General features: G+C 61.0%; 1 pseudogene. It reads left to right on the top strand.

Annotated elements, in window-relative coordinates:
* A pseudogene (locus ABDB81_RS16145) lies at window positions 1-106 on the top strand (hydrolase); the annotation flags it as partial.
* Between the last annotated feature and the right edge of the window lie 153 nt (window positions 107-259).

Genomic DNA, 259 nt, shown 5'->3' with positions numbered 1-259 from the left:
CATGGGCATCGACTACGCCTATACGATGGTCCACAAGGCCGCGCAGCGTACCCAGACGACGCACGAGTCGATCGCTCCGGTGCATGCGCCGGTGATCGAACGCTGACATGAAAAACGGCGCCCTTCTCCTGGGATGCTGGCTGGCAGTCAGCATGTCCAGTGCAGCCGCAGCGGCCCTCGTCGTCCAGACGCTGGCCGCGTGATGAAAAGAAATGCTTGCGCTCCGGCCAAGGTCTAGATAGAATTCGCGCCTTCTTAC

Origin of the sequence: Cupriavidus sp. DL-D2, assembly GCF_039710735.1 — a bacterium.
Taxonomy (GTDB): domain Bacteria; phylum Pseudomonadota; class Gammaproteobacteria; order Burkholderiales; family Burkholderiaceae; genus Cupriavidus.
Note: the sequence above shows the minus strand (reverse complement) of the source record. Positions and strands in the feature narration are given on the sequence as shown.